This is a genomic window from Iamia sp. (genome assembly GCF_035575815.1).
Classification (GTDB): Bacteria; Actinomycetota; Acidimicrobiia; order Acidimicrobiales; family Iamiaceae; genus Iamia.
In genome coordinates this window covers 1-17,444 of sequence record NZ_DATLXO010000049.1, presented here as the reverse complement: position 1 = coordinate 17,444, position 17,444 = coordinate 1, and the positions used below count along the sequence as shown (strand labels likewise).

Below are 17,444 nucleotides of genomic sequence, written 5' to 3'. Positions count from 1 at the left end.
ACCAGCTGTGGTGCTGGGACGCGTCGCACTTCTCGGCCTGTGAGGCGGCCCCGGTCGTCTACGGGATCGTCGATGTCGTGTCCCGCAAGTGGATTGCGAGCCTGCTCTGCGCGGAGCAGACCGGCACCCAGGTCAAAGTCGTGTTTCTCGCCGGTCTCGAAGCCGAAGGGCTCCTCGCCGATCTCGAGTAGCGCCTCGACCAACCCGACGACGTCGACCTGAACGAGGACGCTGCCCCGGTCCTGCTCGCAGTGTCGGACAACGGGCCCGAGATGCGCTCGGGTGAGACCCGGGCGTTCATGGCCCTGCTCACCATTGGCCAGCACTTCGGGCGCCCCTACACCCCGACCGACCAGGCCTGGATCGAGACCCTCTTGGGTTGCGTCGCGGCCCACAACGCGCCCTTGCGTGGGCCGACCTATACTACGCTATGTCGTAGCGATCAGGAGGAGGCTGGCGCCACGTACCGACAGCGCAGGGGACAAGACGTCACCAGGGGGTCGTGGTGCCCAGGAACCCGCTCATCGACCGTGTGGGCCGGTCCCTGATCGGTGGAGGCCGCGCCACCCGTAACGTCGCCACCGATATCCGCTACGGCCATCTCATGGGACGGGTGCCTCGCATCGGTGCCGGGACGTCCAACTCCGATCACCAGGTGCTCCGGACGGTGTTCGCGGGTCGGATCCGGCCCGGGGATGTCCTCGTCGACATCGGCTGCGGCCGGGGCCGGGTGCTCGCCGTGCTACTCCGGACCCATCCCGCTCACACCGTCGTCGGCATCGAGGTCGATGCCGAGCTCGCAGCGGCTACGGCCCGCCGGTTCCGCAACGAGCCGCGTTGTCGGGTGATCGCCGGTGATGCGATCTCGCTCCTCCCCGACGAGGCCACGTTGCTGTTCCTGTTCAACCCCTTCGGCCGCGCTGCGGTCGAACGCCTGCGCGACCAACTGGAGCAGCGACCGCCGAGCAGGCCGCCACTGCGGATCCTCTACTCGAACCCGCACCACCTGGAGGCGTTCGAGCATGCCTCGCATCGAGCGCATCGAGCGCATCGAGCGCATCGGGCTGGGAGGGGGCCGACTGGTCCCCCACCACGACCTCGCCATCATCGACCGCGTGGTGGAACCGGAGCCCTGACGTGGGCCACGCGCGGAGCCGCGGCGTGGATCGGTCCCGGGGGTCGCGACGACCAGGCCGACCAGGCCATCCACGATGGGCGTCGAGGCATTCGTGTTGCGGCTGGTCTGGTCCGCTCCGCACGACGGCCTCGGCGCCCTCACGCACCGGGGGTCTCCTCGTGGGGGTCCGACCCCGCTTCGGACTCGGTTGCGAGCACCTGCGCGTACGAACGCAAACGATCGAGGGCGCGCTCGTCGATGTCGCGGCCGCCCCGGGCCAGGGCGGCCTTGATCTCGGTGTAGAAGTCGAGCTCCATCCCGCAGCGCCGGCAGTCCCCGAGGTGGTGGGCGATGCGCCGGGTGGTGAGGTCGTCGACCTCGCCGTCGAGGTAGGCCTGCAGGATCTCACCGACCCGCCGGCAGCTCATCATGCGGCGGCTCTTGGGGAACATGGCGAAGCGGCTCATCGGTGGCTCCTGGGTACGAGGTCAGCGGCGGCCAAGCGGTCGCGGATGCGGTGCCGGGCGCGGTGGACCCGGCTCATCACCGTCCCCAGCGGGATGCCCAGCACCTCGGCGGCTCCTGCGTAGGTGAGGCCTTGGATGTCGACGAGCTCGATGGTGCGGCGGAAGTCGTCGGGCAGCCGCGCCAGTGCGTCCTCGACGACGGCATCGAAGGTTGCTCCGACGACGAGGCCCTCAGGGGTCTCGCCGGTGGTGCTGGTGTCGGCGACGGAGGTCATGGTGCGGTCGGGGTCGTCGAGCAGCTGCGGCCGCTGTCGACGGTTCCGGTTGATGTGGGTGTTGCGCAGGATGGTGAGGAGCCACGCTCGCGGGTGGTGACCGTCGAAGCTGTCGATGGCCCGAAAAGCTCGCAACAGCGTGTCCTGGACGAGATCTTCTGCCTCGGCGTGGTTGCGGGTCAGCGTGTTCGCCACGCGGAGCATCACCTCGATCTGGGGCACCACGTGGACTGCGAACCCGTCGTCGGCCGCGGCAGAGCCTGCATCGAGAGGGTTCTGCACGGGGCCGGGAACCCGGTCGGTGGGCTCATCCATTCCCGGGGAAGGGTCGTCGACCCTGACCGTGTTTCCCGAGCCAATGATGCCGTGGACCCACCACCGTCTCCGCCGCCAGGTGTCGGCCTACGTCGACGGTGAGCTCGAGCTCCCGGCGTCCGCCGTCGTCGAGCGCCACATCGCCCAGTGCTGGGGCTGCAGCTCGACGGTGGAGCAGTTCGGGCTCATCAAGGTCAGTCTCCTGCACCTCAGCCGAGACCGACCCGAGGCCGTCGGTGCAGCCCACCTCCGACCATAGGCCGCCGTTGAGCGCCCCTCTTGATCGGGTCCGCGTTCGTGCCTGTCTCACTGGGGGTCGGACCGCTGTCCTCAGCGCATGCGGCCGAAAGTCCTGGAATCGTCCGACGGACTCGGCGGGTTTCCAGACCCGGCGGGTTCTTCGTCTGCCGCGACACTGCGGCCACCCCGCTCTCGAACCAATCGGAGAATCATTCATGCACCAGATCTGCTCGACCTTGAACCGGTTCCGGCCCGCCGCCCCCCTCGTCCTACGCGTGGTGCTCGGCGGGCTCTTCCTCTGGCACGGCATCGACAAGTTTGATACCGGCATCAGCATGGTGGAGGGAGCGTTCGAAGGCTGGGGCGTCCCCGCCCCCGGTCTCACTGCGCCGCTCACCGCAATCGTCGAAGTCGTCGCCGGCGCCGCTCTGGTGCTCGGCATCGGCACCAGGATCGCGGCCGCGCTGCTGAGCATCGTGATGATCGGGGCGATCATCTACGTGAAGCAGGAGCTCGGCATCATCTCCAGCCAGCCCATGCCCGGCGCCGAGCTCGACCTTGCCCTGCTCGCCGGCCTCGTCGCCCTGATCGTCATCGGTCCCGGACGCATCTCACTCGACCAGCAGCTCGACATCGAGCCACGCGAGGCGAGCGATCCTCGCGAACCCGCCCTGGGCTGACCGTCGGGCGTCATGGCTCGTCCCGTCGTGCGCGGTGCGCACGACGGGACGAGACGAGAAGCAACAGGTGGTGTCCACCGCCGGGGCCCACCGAGCGCACTGCGATGTCAGGCCGGTTAGTCGCCGTGCGCCTCGTCGCACAGGCGCTCCTCGCCCTCGGCGATCCGGCCCGCTCCGATGCCTTCGAGGGCGGCGAAGGGGCCGCATGGGTGCGCCTCGATCCACACGTGGATCATCGGCGTCTCTTCGGGCTTGACGAGGCCGGCCGGGCATTCGCCCTCCGCGTTGGTGATGCCTGCGACCTTGCCCTCCGCGTTGTAACAGAGGTCGTCGTGCACGTGCCACTGCATGAGGTCGCCGCCGAGGTCGGGCACCTCGTCGAGGGGACTGCCGACCGCGGTCATGTACATGGCGGCGACGAGACGGCGCCCACCGTCCTCGGTGCTGTACACGAGCGACTCGGGTCGGTCCGGGTCGAGGACCACGTCGTCCTCCATGAACTCCTGGTTGATGAAGTGCTCGACGCCGGTCGCCCCATCGCCGATCGAGCGGAACCCGGCTGCCTCGGCGTCCGCCGCGTCAGCCCACTGCGGCAGGCGAAGGAGGGTGACCGCGATGATGTTCTCGGCTTCGGCCTGCTCCTGGAGCGTCACGCCCTCGGTACCTCCGAGATCGATCGGCAGATCCGGGTCGTAGGGAACCGCGACCACATCCTCGTGACCGTCGGCGGCGCCGTCTCCGTGGGCGGCCTCGGCCACGGCGCCCGTCTCGTCGCCGTGCCCGTCGTCGACCGCACCGGTCGCCTCGACCTCGGCCCCCGAACCGTCGTGGCCACCCGCCCCGTCGCCGCCCGGGCCGTGGCCGCCGCTGAGCGACGGCACCATCGAGGCCGAGACCAGGGCCGCCACCGCGACGGCGGACGCACCGAGGAAGGCGCCCGTCCCGGCCTCGGGGAAGCGCCGTCGGGGCAGGCCCACCGCGGCGCGCGCAAAGGAACCGATGACCACCACCGCCGCCAGGGCCGTGGCCGCCGAGTCGGGGAAGCTCAGCGCCTCGGTCTCGCCGCTGATGCCGATCGTGCGCGACACGAGCCACACGCCGATGACGCCGAGGTTGACGACGAGCCCGAGCGCGAACAGCGCTCTGGACGGACGCAGCCCCACGGCGACCGCCCAGGCGAGCTGGAACCAGGCGACGACCACGAAGAACACACCGTGGGCCGTGTTGGCCGCGAGATGGGTCGGTGCGTAGGCGAAGTGGATGGCGGCTGCACCGAGGCTGGCCAGCACGAGCACCCCCCGAAGCGGCGTGTCGGGGACCGACGGCTGCTCCGCGGGGGGAGCGGACATGCCCGGAGGATAGGCGGTCTGCATGAGGGCCCTCATTCTCTGGAACGGGTACCGCACAATGGCGCACGGCAAGTGCGAGAATACTACACCATCCGCCCGCGCTGTGGCCACGGTCACCTCGCGAGCCAGGGGAGAACCTGAGCGGCCGGAGCGTCCTGAGCGGGCCGAGCGCGGACGCCCGTCGACGGGGGGTTGCCATTCACCGGTCGAGTCGACAAAATACCCCTGGGGGGGTATTGACCTCCGTTCATGAAAGGACAGCACCATGGCGACGACCCGTACGTCTGACCCGGATATTGCAGCCGGGCTCTCTGGGTGGCCCGGTCGGGGTAGTGGACGAGGATGAGGGTTCTGGGGGCGGTTGAGGGGCTGCGTGGGCGCGGTGAGGCAGGGTTCGGGGGGTTTGGGTTGTCTCCGGCGTGGTGGGGTGGGCCTGGCCGGTTCAGGCGAAAGCGGGTAGCCGTCGGATCCTGGTGAGGGCTTCGATGAACGCGTCGGCCCAGGCGTGGGAGCGGGGTAGGCGCAAGCAGAGCTGGCGGGAGTGGTCGACGACGCGGGCGGCGACGTTGAAGAACGCGAGCCGGAGTCGTTTCCCGCGGCAGCGCTGGAACTCGGGGGGTAGGGCGAGGTGGCGGATCCAGCGGGCGGTGTTGTGGGCGAGGGCGCAGCCCTGCCACCACAACCAGTTCCCGAAGAAGTTCTGCACGGGGGCGTGGATGAGCCCGAAGTCTTCCTTGAGCTGACGGATGGCGTCTTCGGGGATACCGCCTCGGAGGCGGTGGTGGGCTTCGACTTCCTCGGCGGGGGCGAAGAGGGCGGGGAGGTTGGTGACGATGGCGTGGAACCGCCAGCCGTCGAGATCGTCGAGGGACAGCTGGTCGCCGGCGCTTGTCCGTTGCCGGCGCACGATCATGCGCAGAAGGCGCCGGTCCTTCTTCGTCGAGCCGATCTCGGGGGTGGTCTCAGCGATCTCCGATCCCCGCTCGGCTTCCGCGGCCAGCGCCGGGATCCACACCGTGGTCGGGTTCGTGGCGAGGGCCCCGATCGCGGCCCGCACGTTGGAGCGTTGCGGGGCAGTCACGGTGAACACGGCGCCCAACGCTTCGGCGGCGTTGAACACGTCGTGTTGGTAGCCAGCCGAGTCGACCCGGATCCACAGGTTCACTCGTTCACGCACCGCTGAGGGGATCGCAGCAGCGCATTCGCGGATGAACCCGGCGTTGGCCCGCCCCGGATGCGCGTTGCCGCCCCGGGCTCGCACGGCGAGCACGTCGCCGGTCTCGCCGCACACCCCGATCAGCGGGGACAGGCCGACCTCGCCCCGGTAGGTGAACGTCGAGCCTTCCTTGCCAGGCCCGTAGGTGTCGACCAAGGTGGCATCCGGGTCAATGGTCACCACCCCACCGGTCGGCCCAGCGCCCATCGCCCACGCCCGGGCCAACATCGTGCGTGGGTTGCCGCTGACTTCAACTCCTTGACATCCAGGTCCACGTCCTCGACGAGCGGCGGGCCCGACTTGACGGCACGGCTCGACGCCGGGGAACCAGCGACTCCCAGCCCGAGATCCTCACCCGGACCCTCGTCGCCGACCCCTCCTCCCGCTGCGGCTCGGTGATCAGGGCCCCACCTTCAAGTACAGGCTGAGGAGCCCGGCGTTGACGGAGACTCGGGCTCGGACGTGGACCGAGCGACCGCGGCCGTGATCTCGGCCAACGCCTCGGAAGCGTCGGCTAGCTCGTCCCCCCTCGCCGCCGGCGCTCCTCGCCTCGGTGGCGGTGCTCGGATCAGTGGGGCCAGCGTGTGCAGCGCTGACAGCGGAGCGGCTCGTACGCTGCCTGCGATGGCCGAGCATCAGTCGAGCTCCCATGAACAGCTCGCCGCCGAACCCGTGATCCTCGCCGGTATCGCAGCTGCCGCCGGAACCGCGATCGCACCGGCCACGTTGAAGCTCGCCGGTGGCGCACGAGTCGACGTCGATGGGGTCGCTGACGACCGGTCCGTGTTCGTTGAGGTGTTCGCCCACCAGGGCCGCCTACGTGGCGGTCAGTTCCACAAGGTCGCCCGTGACGCGCTCAAGCTCATCACCCTCCGACGGGAGCACCCAGGCGCACGGCTGATCGTCGCCTTCGGTGACGAGACCGCAGCGGCATGCGTCACCGGACGCAGCTGGTTGGCGGAGGCGCTGCGCACCTGGGGCGTCGAGGTCCTCGTCGTCGACGTCGGAGCCGATGTTCGCGCCGGACTCGTTGCCGCACAGGCACGCCAGGTCATGGTCAACGCCGCACCGTCGGAGGAGCCGTGACGCCGCCGCTGGTCGACTGGCCCCAGGTGTGGTGCGCACTCGCCGCCGCGCTACGCGTTCACATCGACGTGGGGCGACGCCCCCTGCTGAACCGAGGACGTGGTCGAGCGTAGGCCGCCGGCGGCGCGTCCTGGCTCGGGCCCCCGAGTCGACACCGGCCAGGTCCTGCGTGCTTCGCGTCGCGGCGGGTAGTGGCGCGCCATGGCACTCATCTCCAGCACCGGCTTCGCCCACGTGCGCCTCACGGTCACTGACATCGACCGCTCGAAGGCGTTCTACGACCAGGTCTTCGGCTGGCCCACCGCAGTCGACGCCTCCGACTCGGCCGGAGAGCCCGGCGTCAAGGACTCGCCGGAGCAGTTCTACGGAGGCACCGTGTACCAGACGCCGCAGGGCACCCTGTTCGGCCTGCGGCCGGTCGGCACCGCAACCTTCGACCCCGATCACACCGGGCTGGACCACGTCAGCTTCGCGGTGGCCTCGCGATCGGACCTCGAGGCGGCGGCTGCCTCCCTGGCTGACGCCGACATCGAACACGGCCAGGTCAACGACCTGACCGATGCCGGCATCGCCATCCTGTCGTTTCAGGATCCCGACGGCATCAACATCGAGCTGACCGCCCCTCTCGGCTGAGCTCAGGCGGTTCGACCGAGCGCCTCAGGCGCGCCGAAGCCGCTGCGTGGTGGCTACCGGAGCGCGGTGAGAGCGGCGATGAGGTCGTGCGAGGGGTCCATGACGCTTCGCGATCGGGCCGTCGCCATGAACGATCGGGGGGTCGAGCGCTGCGCGTCAGGTGTGGCTCCGATCGCGACCGCGCGACAGCCGCGCCGGCCAGGGCCGAGCACAGCATCGGCAGGGTGATGAGCCACGCCAACCCGGTCTCGTCCACGCCGAAGTCCTCGGCCATCGTCGGCAGGGCCAGGGTGAGGACGGTGACCGGGAAGGTGGTGGCGAACAACCCGGTCAGCCCGACCAGCAGCACCGAGCGGGGGTAGCGTCCCCGGGCGTCGAGGGCGGCCGCCACCCGGGCCGGCGCGCCGGCCACCGCCGTAAGCCCGGTCATGCGCGTGGGACGCTTCAGGTCTTGGGTGGGTGCGGGGCGTTCGGATCGTTGCGGCTGCTCGGCGCCATGTCGCCCACGGCGGCGACCAGACGTTCCCGGGACATCTCCGATGCGCCGTCGACGCCGGCGTCGGCCGCCCGGCGCCGCAGCTCGTCGGTCGGGACGCCACGGGCCCAGCCGTCGCCCCCGACCGACGGGCTCTGGGCTCGGTCGGTGTCGTCGGGCTGGTGGAAGTCGGGCACGGTCCCTCCGGCAGGTGGTGGATGGGTGGTGGTGGACCGCGGCCCTACCCCAGGGCGCGCCGACCAACCGGTGCTGGCACGCGGCGGGTGGTTCGGCTGCGCACGTCCGGGCAGGGCACCGTCATGCCCAAGGACAAGGACCAGCTCACCCCCGACGATCCCGATGACCGTGAGCTCCTCGAGCGCACGCGCGGCCAGGGGACCGGCGGCTCGGGCCAGGATCAGCTGCCGTCCGAGCGCTCCGCGCCCGGCGGCACCAGCGGTTCCTCGCGTGACGAAGATCCCGGCGTCGGCTGACGGCTGTGCGGTCGGCCGGCGAGAGGCAGCGGTCCGCCGACGGGGATGGACGGTGAGTCCATCGTGACGGCGAAGGAGGTGGTACCACCCGACCACGGTGGCGACGTCGGTGCGACGGTCGTGGTCACCGGAGCTTCCGGCAACCTCGGCATGAGCGTCCTCGATGTCCTCGCCGCCGACCCGCTCGTCGGGGAGGTGCGGGCGGTCGCCCGCAGGCCGCCCGACCGGGAGGCTCGCCCGGGCGTGCGGTGGATCGCCGCCGACGTGACCGACTCCGACCTCGTCCCCGTGGTCGCCGGGGCTGACGTCGTGATCCACCTGGCGTGGCGCATCCAGCCTTCGTGGGACACGGCGCTCATGCGCCGGACCAACGTGGTCGGTTCCCGCCGGGTGTTCGACGCCATTGTGCGGGCCGGGGTGCCGGCGGTGGTGCACGCCTCGTCGTTGGGCGCCTACGCGCCCGGCCCCAAGGACCGCACGGTGGACGAGTCCTGGCCTCGGGGCGGCCACCCCGAGCACCCGTACTCGGCGCAGAAGGCGGAGGTCGAGGGACTGCTCGACGACGTCGAGGCGGCCCACCCCGACCTGCGGGTGGTGCGGATGCGGCCCGCCCTGATGTTCCAGCGAGGCGCCGGGCTGGAGCTCCGGCGGTACTTCCTCCCGCGCCTGGTCCGGCCCCGCTCGCTGCTGCGCGCCGGGCTGGTCGACCTCGTGCCGACCCGGTTCCAGGTGGTCCACACGCCTGATGCGGCGCACGCCTTCGTCGCCGCCGCGCTGAGCGACCGGCGGGGCCCGTTCAACCTGGCGACCGACGATGTCGTCGGCGGTCGGCACCGATCGTGGCCCCCCGCCGTGCTGCATCCGGCGGCGGCGGCGACGTGGCGCCTCCGCCTGCAGCCGGTCGACCCCGGGTGGGTCACCCTGGTCTTCCGCTCGCCCCTCCTCGATGCCGGTCGGGCCCGGCGGGAGCTGGGATGGGCCCCGCGCCTCTCCGGGCACGACGCCCTGCGTGACGGCCTCGCGGGCATCCGCTCGAGCGGGTCGGCGCCCACCGCGGCGCTCAGGGGGACGACCTGATGCGCCAGTGCCCGGTGATCACCAACGTGGCGGATGTGCCCCACGACGCAAGGGTGCACCGATGATCGAGGTCGACGCCGTTGTCATCGGCGCCGGGCCCAACGGCCTGGTCGGCGCCAACCTGTTGGCCGACCGCGGCTGGGACGTGCTGGTGCTCGAGGCCAACGACCAGCCCGGCGGGGCCGTGCGCACGGCCGAGGTCACCGCCCCCGGGTTCCGCAACGACCTGTTCTCCGCCTTCTACCCCCTGGCCGGGTCCTCCCACGTGCTCCAGGACCTGCACCTCGAGGATCACGGCCTGCGGTGGGTCCACGCCCCCAGGGTGCTGGCCCACCCCCGGGCCGACGGGCCGACGGCGGTCCTCGACCGCGACCCCGCCGTCACCGCCGCCAGCCTCGACGCCGACGCCCCCGGAGACGGTGACGCCTACCTGGCGCTCTACCGGCGCTGGGAGCGGATCGGCCCCGGCCTGATGCGGGCCCTGCTCAGCCCGTTTCCGCCCGTGCGCGGCGGGCTGCGCCTGGCGGCGGCGACGTTGGGCCGCGACGCCCGCGACACCGCCCGCCTCGCCATTCTGCCCCTGCGGCGGATGGTCGACGAGCACTTCGGCGGCGAGACGGCCAAGCTGCTGTTCGCCGGCAACGCCCTCCACGCGGATCTGACCCCGGAGGGAGCGGGCAGCGGCCTCTTCGGGTGGCTCATGACCGGGCTCGGCCAGCAGGTCGGGTTCCCGGTCCCCCAGGGCGGCGCCGGGTGCCTCACCGACGCCCTGGTGGCCCGGCTCACCTCCGTCGGCGGTCAGCTGCGCTGCGGTGCCCGCGTCGAGCACGTCATCGTGGGCGACGGTCGGGCCGCGGGGGTGCGCCTGGCCGGCGGCGAGCAGGTGCGGGTCCGGCGGGCGGTGCTCGCCGACTGCCACGCCCAGCGCCTGTACCGCGACCTGGTCGGCGTCGACGAGCTGCCGGCCCGCACCGTGGCTGACCTCGAACGCTTCCAGAGCGGCTCGGCCACGGTCAAGGTCGACTGGGCCCTGTCGGGGCCCATCCCCTGGCGCTCACCCGACGTGGCCGGTGCCGGCACCGTGCACGTGGCGTCGTCGCTCGACGAGCTGACGATGTCGTCCGCGCAGCTGTCCATGGACCAGGTGCCGGCGAAGCCGTTCCTGCTGGTGGGCCAGATGACCACCGCCGATCCCACCCGCTCGCCCCCCGGCACCGAGTCGGCCTGGGCCTACACCCACGTCCCCGTCCGCCCCGGTGGCGACGCCGGCGGCGGCGGCATCGAGGGCCACTGGGGTGGGGCCGACCTGGACACCTTCAGCGCCCGCATGGAGGCGCGCGTCGAGGCCCTGGCCCCCGGCTTCGGCGACCTGGTCCTCGACCGGTACGTCGCCGGACCCCGAGAGCTCGAAGCGGCCGACGCCAACCTGGTCGACGGTGACATCGGCGGCGGCACCTCCCAGCTCCACCAGCAGCTCATCTTCCGCCCCGTCGGAGGCCTCGGCCGGGCCGAGACACCGATCGTCGGGCTCTACCTGGCCTCGGCGTCGGCCCACCCGGGTGGCGGCGTCCACGGCGCCTGCGGCGCCAACGGGGCGCGCGCCGCCCTCGCCCACGACCGCCTCACTCGCGTTCGGGCTCGCCTCAGCCGCGGCTCCTGACCGAGCGCTGCACCAGAGAACGGTCAGGGTGGTCGCGGTGGAGACCGATGTCGCGCCGGCAGCCGAAGGGGGTTGCCAGCGACCGCCTGAGGCGGCAGCATACCCCTCGGGGGTATCTGCCTCCACTCGCGAAGGGACAGCACCATGGCCACGACTCGTACTCCTGATCCGTCGACCGACGATCACGGTGGACCCGCTCTTGACGACCAGCCCTCGACGGGTGCCGGACACGGTGAGCACGCCGGTCACGGCGGCCACCACGACCACGCCGAGGTGTTCCGGCGCCGGTTCTGGATCAGCCTGGTCCTGACGCTGCCGGCGGTGATCTACAGCCACATGCTCCAGGAGCTGCTCAGCTACACCGCGCCGATGTTCACCGGCCACGAGTGGGTGGCGCCGGTGTTCGGGACCGCGGTGCTGGTCTACGGGGGGCCGGTGTTCCTGCAGGGCGGGTGGTCCGAGCTGCGGAGCCGCCAGCCGGGGATGATGCTGCTCATCTCGATGGGCCTCCTGGTGGCCTTCGGGGCGTCGGTGGCGACCGAGCTGGGTTGGCTGGACGTCGACCTCTGGTTCGAGCTGGCGACCCTCGTCACCATCATGTTGCTGGGCCACTGGCAGGAGATGAAGGCCATCGGCCAGGCCCAGGGGGCCCTGGCCGCGCTGGCCGAGCTGTTGCCCGATGACGCCGAGCGGGTCACCGACGACGGCACCGAGACGGTGTCGATCGGCGACCTGCGCCCCGGGGACCTGATCCTCGTGCGCCCCGGCGCCCGCGTGCCCGCCGACGGTGACATCGAGGAGGGGTCGGCCGAGCTGGACGAGTCGATGGTCACCGGAGAGTCCCGACCCGTGGCCAAGGACCCCGGCGACCGGGTGGTCGCCGGCACCGTGGCCACCGATTCGGCCATCCGGGTCCGGGTCGCCGCGGTGGGTGACGACACCGCCCTGGCCGGCATCCAGCGGCTGGTGGCCGAGGCCCAGGCGTCGGGCTCCCGGGCCCAGGCCCTGGCCGACCGGTTCGCGGCGATGCTGTTCTACGTCGCCGTCGTGTCCGGGCTGGTGACCCTGGCGACCTGGGCGCTGCTGGGCGATGTCGACCAGGCTGTGATCCGCACCGTCACCGTGCTGGTGATCGCCTGCCCCCACGCCCTCGGCCTCGCCATCCCCCTCGTGATCTCGTTGTCGACGTCGGTGTCGGCCCGGGCCGGGATCCTGGTCAAGGACCGCCTGGCCCTGGAGCGGATGCGCTCGATCGACGCGGTGCTGTTCGACAAGACCGGCACCCTCACCCGGGGCGCTCACGTGGTGACCGGGGTGGTCGGGATCGGCGTGACCGACGATGAGGTCCTGCGCCGCGCCGGCGGGATCGAATCCGACTCCGAGCACCCCCTCGCCCGGGCCATCGTCACCGCCGCCCGTGACCGGGGCGAGCTGGCGACCGCCTCGGAGTTCCGCTCCGTCACCGGTCGCGGCGTGTCGGCCGTCGTCGACGGCCGCCGCCACCAGGTCGGGGGTCCGGCGCTGCTCCGCGAGGTCGGCGCCGAGGTGCCCGCCGAGGTGGCCGACGAGGTCGAGGCGTGGAGCGGCCGCGGCGCTGCGGTCCTCTACCTCTTCGACGATGACCGCATCGTCGGGGCCCTCGCCCTCGAGGACGAGATCCGCCCCGAGTCGCGCCAGGCGGTCGACGACCTCCACGCCGCCGGGGTCCGGGTGGTGATGATCACCGGCGACGCCCGGCCCGTTGCCGAGGCGGTAGCGGCCGAGCTCGGCGTCGACGAGGTCTTCGCCGAGGTCCTGCCCGAGGACAAGGACTCGGCGGTCACCGAGCTCCAGCAACGCGGCCTGAAGGTGGCCATGGTCGGCGACGGCGTCAACGACGCACCCGCCCTCGCCCGGGCTGATGTCGGCCTGGCCATCGGCGCCGGCACCGACGTCGCCATCGAGTCGGCCGGTGTGGTCCTGGCCTCCTCCGACCCCCGCAGCGTGGTCGGGGTCATCCGCCTGTCCCGGGCCAGCTACGCCAAGATGGTCCAGAACCTGGTGTGGGGCGCGGGGTACAACCTCTTCGCCATCCCCCTCGCCGCCGGGGTCCTCGCCTTCGCCGGCGTCACCCTCTCCCCGGCCGTCGGCGCCGTGCTCATGAGCGCGTCGACCATCGTCGTCGCCCTCAACGCCCAGCTCCTGCGCCGCGTCGACATCCGGCCGTCCGACGGCTCGGACTGACTCGTCGCCGCCGCGAGGGTGAGCCGACCTTCAAGTCCACGTCGGCGACGACCTCTCGAAGCTGTCGGGTGGGCGCGCCTTGCCGGGGGCGAGGTCCGATCGGTTTCTCTCAGCGACAGCGGGTAGTAGGTGACGCACCCCATCACACAGACAGGTCCTCTGTGACCGTTTCCCAGGACATGCTCCGTACGAACCCGTCCCCGCCCGGCTACGACCCTGAGGCGCTCGCCGCGTGCATCGAGGCGTGCTTCGACTGCGTCGCGGCCTGCACCGCATGTGCAGACGCGTGCCTCGGGGAGGAGACGGTGGGCCAGCTCCGGCGTTGCATCACCTCCGACCTCGGGTGCGCCGATCTCTGCGACGCCACCGGCCGCATCCTGTCGCGCCAGGCCGGTTACCACCCCGACCTCACCCGCGCCGCGCTGACGGCGTGCAGGGATGCCTGCCGGAGCTGTGGATCGGAGTGCGAGAGCCACGCCGACCACCACGAGCACTGCCGGGTGTGCGCCGAGGCCTGCCGTCGATGCGAGCAAGCGTGCGAGAAGCTCCTGAGCTCCTGAGCTCCTGAGCCACCGCGCCCGGTGGCGGTGGTGGGCGACGGTCGACGGGCGCCGGCACGTCTGTCCCAACGGGGCCACCACCGGCGCCGAGACGTGGGCTGCGCAGTGCGTCGATGCTCGGCAGAGATCTGGGCGACGCCTCGGTCCGGGGGATCGGGTGGGTGGTCGGGGTCAGGGAAGGAGCTGGGCGCCGGAGAGGGCGGCGAGGAGCGGTTCGGCGGCGAGGCCGACGGCGACGACGGCGACGGCGGCGAGGCCGGCGGCGATGGCGGACCACTGGCTCAAGACCGGTGCGGGGGTGAGTTGGGGTGAGGGTTCGAAGTACAGGGGGCCGATGACGCGGAGGTAGTAGAAGAGCGAGACGACGGTGTTGGCCACGGCGAGCGCCGCGAGCCAGGCGTAGCCGCCGTCGATGGCGGCGGTGAAGAGGGTGAGCTTGCCGACGAAGCCGGCCAGTGGGGGGATGCCGACGAGGGAGAGCAGGGCGACGACGAGCGTGGCGGCCAGCCATGGGTGGGAGGAGGCGAGGCCCCGGTAGGCGATGAGGGCGGTGCGGCCCCGCAGCTCGGTGACGACGGCGAAGGCGGCGGTGTTGGCCACGGCGTAGCCGGCGAGGAAGAACATGAGGGCGGGGAGGGCCATGGCGCTGCGGTCGATGACCACGATGGCCATGAGGGCGTAGCCGGCTTGGGAGACCGACGACCACCCCAGGAGACGGCGCAGGTCGTCCTGCCAGATGGCGGCCAGGTTGCCGAGGGTCATGGTGGCCGCCGCGAGCACGGCGACGAGGGGGCGCCAGCCGATCACATCGTCGGGGAGGACGTGGAGGACCCGCCCGAGAGCGACGAGGGCGCCGATCTTGGGGACGACGGTGAGGAAGGCGGCCGAGGGGGCGGGGGCGCCCTGGGCCACATCGGGCACCCAGACGTGGGCGGGGACGGCGCCGATCTCGAAGGCGAGGCCGACGCCGATGCAGACGACGACGGCGGCCAGGGCGACGCGGTCGGCGTCGGAGGCGAGAACGGCCGCGATGTCGGCCAGGTTGGTGGTGCCGGTGGAGCCGTAGAGGATGACCACGCCGATGAGCAGCACGGCGTTGGTCAGGGCGCCGACGAGGAAGTACTTGATCCCGGCTTCGACGGCGGCGGGCGAGGCGCGGTGGTAGGCGGCGAGCGTGTAGCCGGTGACCGACACGAGGAGCATGCCGACGACGATCTCCATGGTGTCTGCGGCGCCGGCGAGCAGCATGGCCCCGGCGGCGGAGAACAGCACGATCGCCGGGTACTCGCCCCGGCGGGGGTCGGTGCGGAACCACTCGACGCTGAGCAGCAGGGTGAGCAGCGTGACCGCGGCGATGATGAGCTCGGCACCCTGGGTGATGCCGTCGAGGGCCCAGGCCCGGTCGAAGGAGAGCTGCTGGTCCGCGCCGACGGCGAGGCGGATGCTCAGCGCGGCCGAGGCGATCACGGCGGCGACGGCGACGACGGTGGTCGTCCACTGGTGGGCCCGGCTGGTGAAGGCCGCGGTCATCAGGGCCGCGACGGCTCCCAGGACGAGGGCGATCTCGGGGGCGAGGTGGCCGATGTCCATGTCGCCCATGTCGCCCATGCCGCCCATGCCGCCCATGCCGCCCATGCCCATTTCCGTTCCGGGGCCCATGGGTCAGGGTCCGTCGCCGAAGGCGCCGACGATGAGCTCGCTGGTGGGGCTGATGAGGTCGAGGAGCCAGGTCGGCCAGATGCCGATGACCACGATGAGCACCAGCAGGGGGGCGAGGGCCAGCAGCTCGCGGCGTCCGAGGTCGGTGAAGTCGGTCAGCCGGCGGGGCAGCTCGCCGAAGAAGAGGCGCTGGAGCATCTGGAGGAACAGCGCCGCGGTGAGCAGCAGGCCCAGCAGGGCGACCGCGGCGAGCACGGGGTAGACGGCGAAGGCGCCGATCAGGATCTGCACCTCGGCGACGAAGCCGGCCAGGCCGGGGAGGCCGAGGCTGGCGAAGGCGGCGAGGGTGGTGGCGCCGGTGAGGGCGGGAGCTCGTCCCGCCAGCCCGCCGTAGTGGTCGAGGTCGTAGTCCTCGGTGCGGGTCCAGAACGACCCGGCGAGGAGGAACAGCGCCCCGGTGATGAGGCCGTGGGCGACCATCTCGACGGTGGCGCCGGTGAGGGCCAGCTGGCGCCCGGCCTCTTCGCCGGTGCCGAGAGCGCCGGCGACGGCGATGCCGAGGACCGCGTAGCCCATGTGGTTGACCGACGTGTAGGCGATGCGCCGCTTGAGGTCGGTCTGGCCGAGGGCGACGAGGGCGCCGTAGACGATGTTGACCCCGGCGACGACGGCGAGGACGGGGGCGTACCTCGCGAAGGTGTCGCTCATCATCGACAGCGGGATGCGGATCATGCCGAAGGTGCCCATCTTCAACAGGACGCCGGCGAGGATGGCCGAGGCCGGGCCGGGGGCGTCGACGTGGGCGGGCGGCAGCCACGTGTGCACCGGCACCAGCGGGGTCTTGACGGCCAGGCCGACGAGGATCGCAAGCAGGGTGAGACCGGCGGCGGCGCCCTCACCGGCGAGCGGTTGCTGGGCGATGAGCTCCCGCATGTCGAAGGTGAGCGGGTCGGTGCCGAGGTAGAGGGCGAGGAAGCCCAGCAGCATCACCAGCGAGCCGGCCAGGGTGAAGAGGAAGAACTTGAGCGCGGCGGCCTTGGCCTCGCCGTGGCCCCAGCGGCCGATGAGGAAGTACATGCCGACCAGGCTGAGGTCGAAGAACACGTAGAACACGAGCAGGTCGATGGTGAGGAAGACGCCCAGGGAGACCGCTTCGAGGAAGAGGAACCAGGCCCGGTACTGGCGGTGGCGGCCCTGGAGCTCCACCGGGTAGGCGATGGCGACGACGAACAGCAGGGCGGAGAGGAGGGCCAGGGCCAGGGAGATGCCGTCGACGCCGAGGCGCCAACCCACGCCGAGGGTCGGGATCCAGTCGACCTCCTCGACGAGCTGGAACACCTCGGCGCTGCCGGTGTCGAAGCGGATCCAGGTGGCGACGAGCAGCACCAGCGACACCGCAGCGGCGGCGACCGACCACCAGCGGGTGGCCCGCTCGCTGGCGCCGGGGCGGACCAGCAGGACCACCGCGGCCAGGACGGGGACGACGATGGTCGCGGTCAGCACCGGGTCACCAGCACGGGATCATCAACAACAACATCACGGTCATCTCCAGAGGACGGTGGCGGTCACGAGGACGAGGAGGCCGACGGCGATGCCGGCGTAGTACTGGTGGGGCTGGCCGGTCTGCAGGCGGCGGCTGCTCCGCCCGGCGAGGCCGGTCAGCCGGGCCACGCCGCCGACGGCGCCGTCGATGCCCAGCTCGGCCACCCGGTCCAGCGCCCCGGCCGACCACGCCGCGAACCGGGCCGTCCCCCGCACCCCGGCGTCGACCACCCGGTCGTCGCCCCGGGCCAGCAGCCGGGAGGTGGCGGTGCCCAGGCGGGCGATGCCCCGCGCTCCGGCGTCGACGACGCGGTCGTCGCCCCGGGCCAGCAGCCGGGAGGTGGCGGCGCCCAGCCCGGCGACGCCCCGGACCCCG

At 72.0% G+C, this 17,444-nt stretch carries 17 protein-coding genes and 3 pseudogenes; 11 read left to right on the top strand and 9 right to left on the bottom strand.

Annotated elements, in window-relative coordinates:
* Both VNL12_RS04675 and VNL12_RS21180 read left to right on the top strand, forming a co-directional pair.
* A pseudogene (locus tag VNL12_RS04675) lies at window positions 1–191 on the top strand (integrase); the annotation flags it as partial.
* A gap of 413 nt (window positions 192–604) precedes the next feature.
* Window positions 605–823: pseudogene (locus tag VNL12_RS21180) on the top strand (hypothetical protein); the annotation flags it as partial.
* Here the strand turns inward: VNL12_RS21180 and VNL12_RS04670 are convergent.
* The 3 genes from VNL12_RS04670 to VNL12_RS04660 form a co-directional block, all read right to left on the bottom strand.
* Window positions 743–1,024, bottom strand: a complete 282-nt coding sequence (locus VNL12_RS04670; protein WP_325591971.1) for a hypothetical protein — start codon at window positions 1,022–1,024, stop codon at window positions 743–745. The pseudogene VNL12_RS21180 and the gene VNL12_RS04670 overlap by 81 nt on opposite strands.
* A 251-nt stretch (window positions 1,025–1,275) precedes the next feature.
* Entirely contained in the window at window positions 1,276–1,584 is a 309-nt protein-coding gene (locus VNL12_RS04665; RefSeq protein WP_325591969.1) for an anti-sigma factor family protein, read from the bottom strand.
* Complete coding sequence (locus tag VNL12_RS04660) at window positions 1,581–2,174, bottom strand: sigma-70 family RNA polymerase sigma factor (protein ID WP_325591967.1); 594 nt, start codon at window positions 2,172–2,174, stop codon at window positions 1,581–1,583. Before VNL12_RS04660 ends, VNL12_RS04665 begins: the two co-directional genes overlap by 4 nt.
* A gap of 43 nt (window positions 2,175–2,217) precedes the next feature.
* Between VNL12_RS04660 and VNL12_RS04655 the strand changes: the two genes are divergently transcribed.
* Both VNL12_RS04655 and VNL12_RS04650 read left to right on the top strand, forming a co-directional pair.
* Entirely contained in the window at window positions 2,218–2,433 is a 216-nt protein-coding gene (locus VNL12_RS04655) for a zf-HC2 domain-containing protein (RefSeq protein WP_325591965.1), read from the top strand.
* Window positions 2,434–2,629: 196 nt separating this feature from the next.
* Window positions 2,630–3,094 carry a DoxX family protein gene (locus VNL12_RS04650; RefSeq protein ID WP_325591963.1) on the top strand — a complete coding sequence of 155 codons (465 nt, stop codon included), beginning with the start codon at window positions 2,630–2,632 and terminating at the stop codon, window positions 3,092–3,094.
* Window positions 3,095–3,210: 116 nt separating this feature from the next.
* Here the strand turns inward: VNL12_RS04650 and VNL12_RS04645 are convergent, their stop codons facing one another.
* Together VNL12_RS04645 and VNL12_RS04640 are read right to left on the bottom strand one after the other, a co-directional pair.
* Entirely contained in the window at window positions 3,211–4,443 is a 1,233-nt protein-coding gene (locus tag VNL12_RS04645) for a hypothetical protein (protein WP_325591962.1), read from the bottom strand.
* Between the two features lie 442 nt (window positions 4,444–4,885).
* Entirely contained in the window at window positions 4,886–5,887 is a 1,002-nt protein-coding gene (locus VNL12_RS04640) for an IS1380 family transposase (RefSeq protein ID WP_325591960.1), read from the bottom strand.
* A gap of 396 nt (window positions 5,888–6,283) precedes the next feature.
* On the opposite strand from VNL12_RS04640, the gene VNL12_RS04635 reads away from it, so the two are divergent.
* Together VNL12_RS04635 and VNL12_RS04630 are read left to right on the top strand one after the other, a co-directional pair.
* On the top strand, window positions 6,284–6,745 hold the full coding sequence (locus VNL12_RS04635) for a hypothetical protein (RefSeq protein WP_325591958.1): 462 nt from the start codon (window positions 6,284–6,286) through the stop codon (window positions 6,743–6,745).
* Between the two features lie 201 nt (window positions 6,746–6,946).
* Window positions 6,947–7,378, top strand: coding sequence for a VOC family protein (locus tag VNL12_RS04630; protein WP_325591956.1), 432 nt, complete (start codon window positions 6,947–6,949; stop codon window positions 7,376–7,378).
* Window positions 7,379–7,822: 444 nt separating this feature from the next.
* On the opposite strand, the gene VNL12_RS04625 is transcribed toward VNL12_RS04630, so the two are convergent.
* The gene (locus VNL12_RS04625) at window positions 7,823–8,050 is read right to left on the bottom strand and encodes a hypothetical protein (RefSeq protein ID WP_325591955.1); all 228 of its coding nucleotides are present in this window, start codon (window positions 8,048–8,050) and stop codon (window positions 7,823–7,825) included.
* Between the two features lie 123 nt (window positions 8,051–8,173).
* Here VNL12_RS04625 and VNL12_RS04620 point away from each other — a divergent pair, with 123 nt between their 5' ends.
* The 5 genes from VNL12_RS04620 (at window position 8,174) to VNL12_RS04600 (ending at window position 13,867) form a co-directional block, all read left to right on the top strand.
* Window positions 8,174–8,347: a hypothetical protein gene (locus VNL12_RS04620; protein ID WP_325591953.1), complete on the top strand. Its 174-nt coding sequence runs from the start codon at window positions 8,174–8,176 to the stop codon at window positions 8,345–8,347.
* 63 nt (window positions 8,348–8,410) lie between these two features.
* Window positions 8,411–9,424 carry an NAD-dependent epimerase/dehydratase family protein gene (locus VNL12_RS04615; protein ID WP_325591951.1) on the top strand — a complete coding sequence of 338 codons (1,014 nt, stop codon included), beginning with the start codon at window positions 8,411–8,413 and terminating at the stop codon, window positions 9,422–9,424.
* Window positions 9,425–9,485: 61 nt separating this feature from the next.
* Window positions 9,486–11,084 carry an NAD(P)/FAD-dependent oxidoreductase gene (locus tag VNL12_RS04610; protein ID WP_325591949.1) on the top strand — a complete coding sequence of 533 codons (1,599 nt, stop codon included), beginning with the start codon at window positions 9,486–9,488 and terminating at the stop codon, window positions 11,082–11,084.
* Between the two features lie 144 nt (window positions 11,085–11,228).
* Entirely contained in the window at window positions 11,229–13,307 is a 2,079-nt protein-coding gene (locus tag VNL12_RS04605; protein ID WP_325591947.1) for a copper-translocating P-type ATPase, read from the top strand.
* Window positions 13,308–13,468: 161 nt separating this feature from the next.
* The gene (locus tag VNL12_RS04600) at window positions 13,469–13,867 is read left to right on the top strand and encodes a four-helix bundle copper-binding protein (RefSeq protein ID WP_414654849.1); all 399 of its coding nucleotides are present in this window, start codon (window positions 13,469–13,471) and stop codon (window positions 13,865–13,867) included.
* A gap of 171 nt (window positions 13,868–14,038) precedes the next feature.
* Here the strand turns inward: VNL12_RS04600 and VNL12_RS04595 are convergent, their stop codons facing one another.
* The 3 genes and pseudogenes from VNL12_RS04595 to VNL12_RS04585 form a co-directional block, all read right to left on the bottom strand.
* Complete coding sequence (locus VNL12_RS04595) at window positions 14,039–15,526, bottom strand: NADH-quinone oxidoreductase subunit N (RefSeq protein WP_325591944.1); 1,488 nt, start codon at window positions 15,524–15,526, stop codon at window positions 14,039–14,041.
* Window positions 15,527–15,529: 3 nt separating this feature from the next.
* Window positions 15,530–17,029, bottom strand: a complete 1,500-nt coding sequence (locus VNL12_RS04590; RefSeq protein WP_325591942.1) for an NADH-quinone oxidoreductase subunit M — start codon at window positions 17,027–17,029, stop codon at window positions 15,530–15,532.
* 39 nt (window positions 17,030–17,068) lie between these two features.
* Window positions 17,069–17,444 (bottom strand): annotated as a pseudogene (locus VNL12_RS04585) (hypothetical protein); the annotation flags it as partial.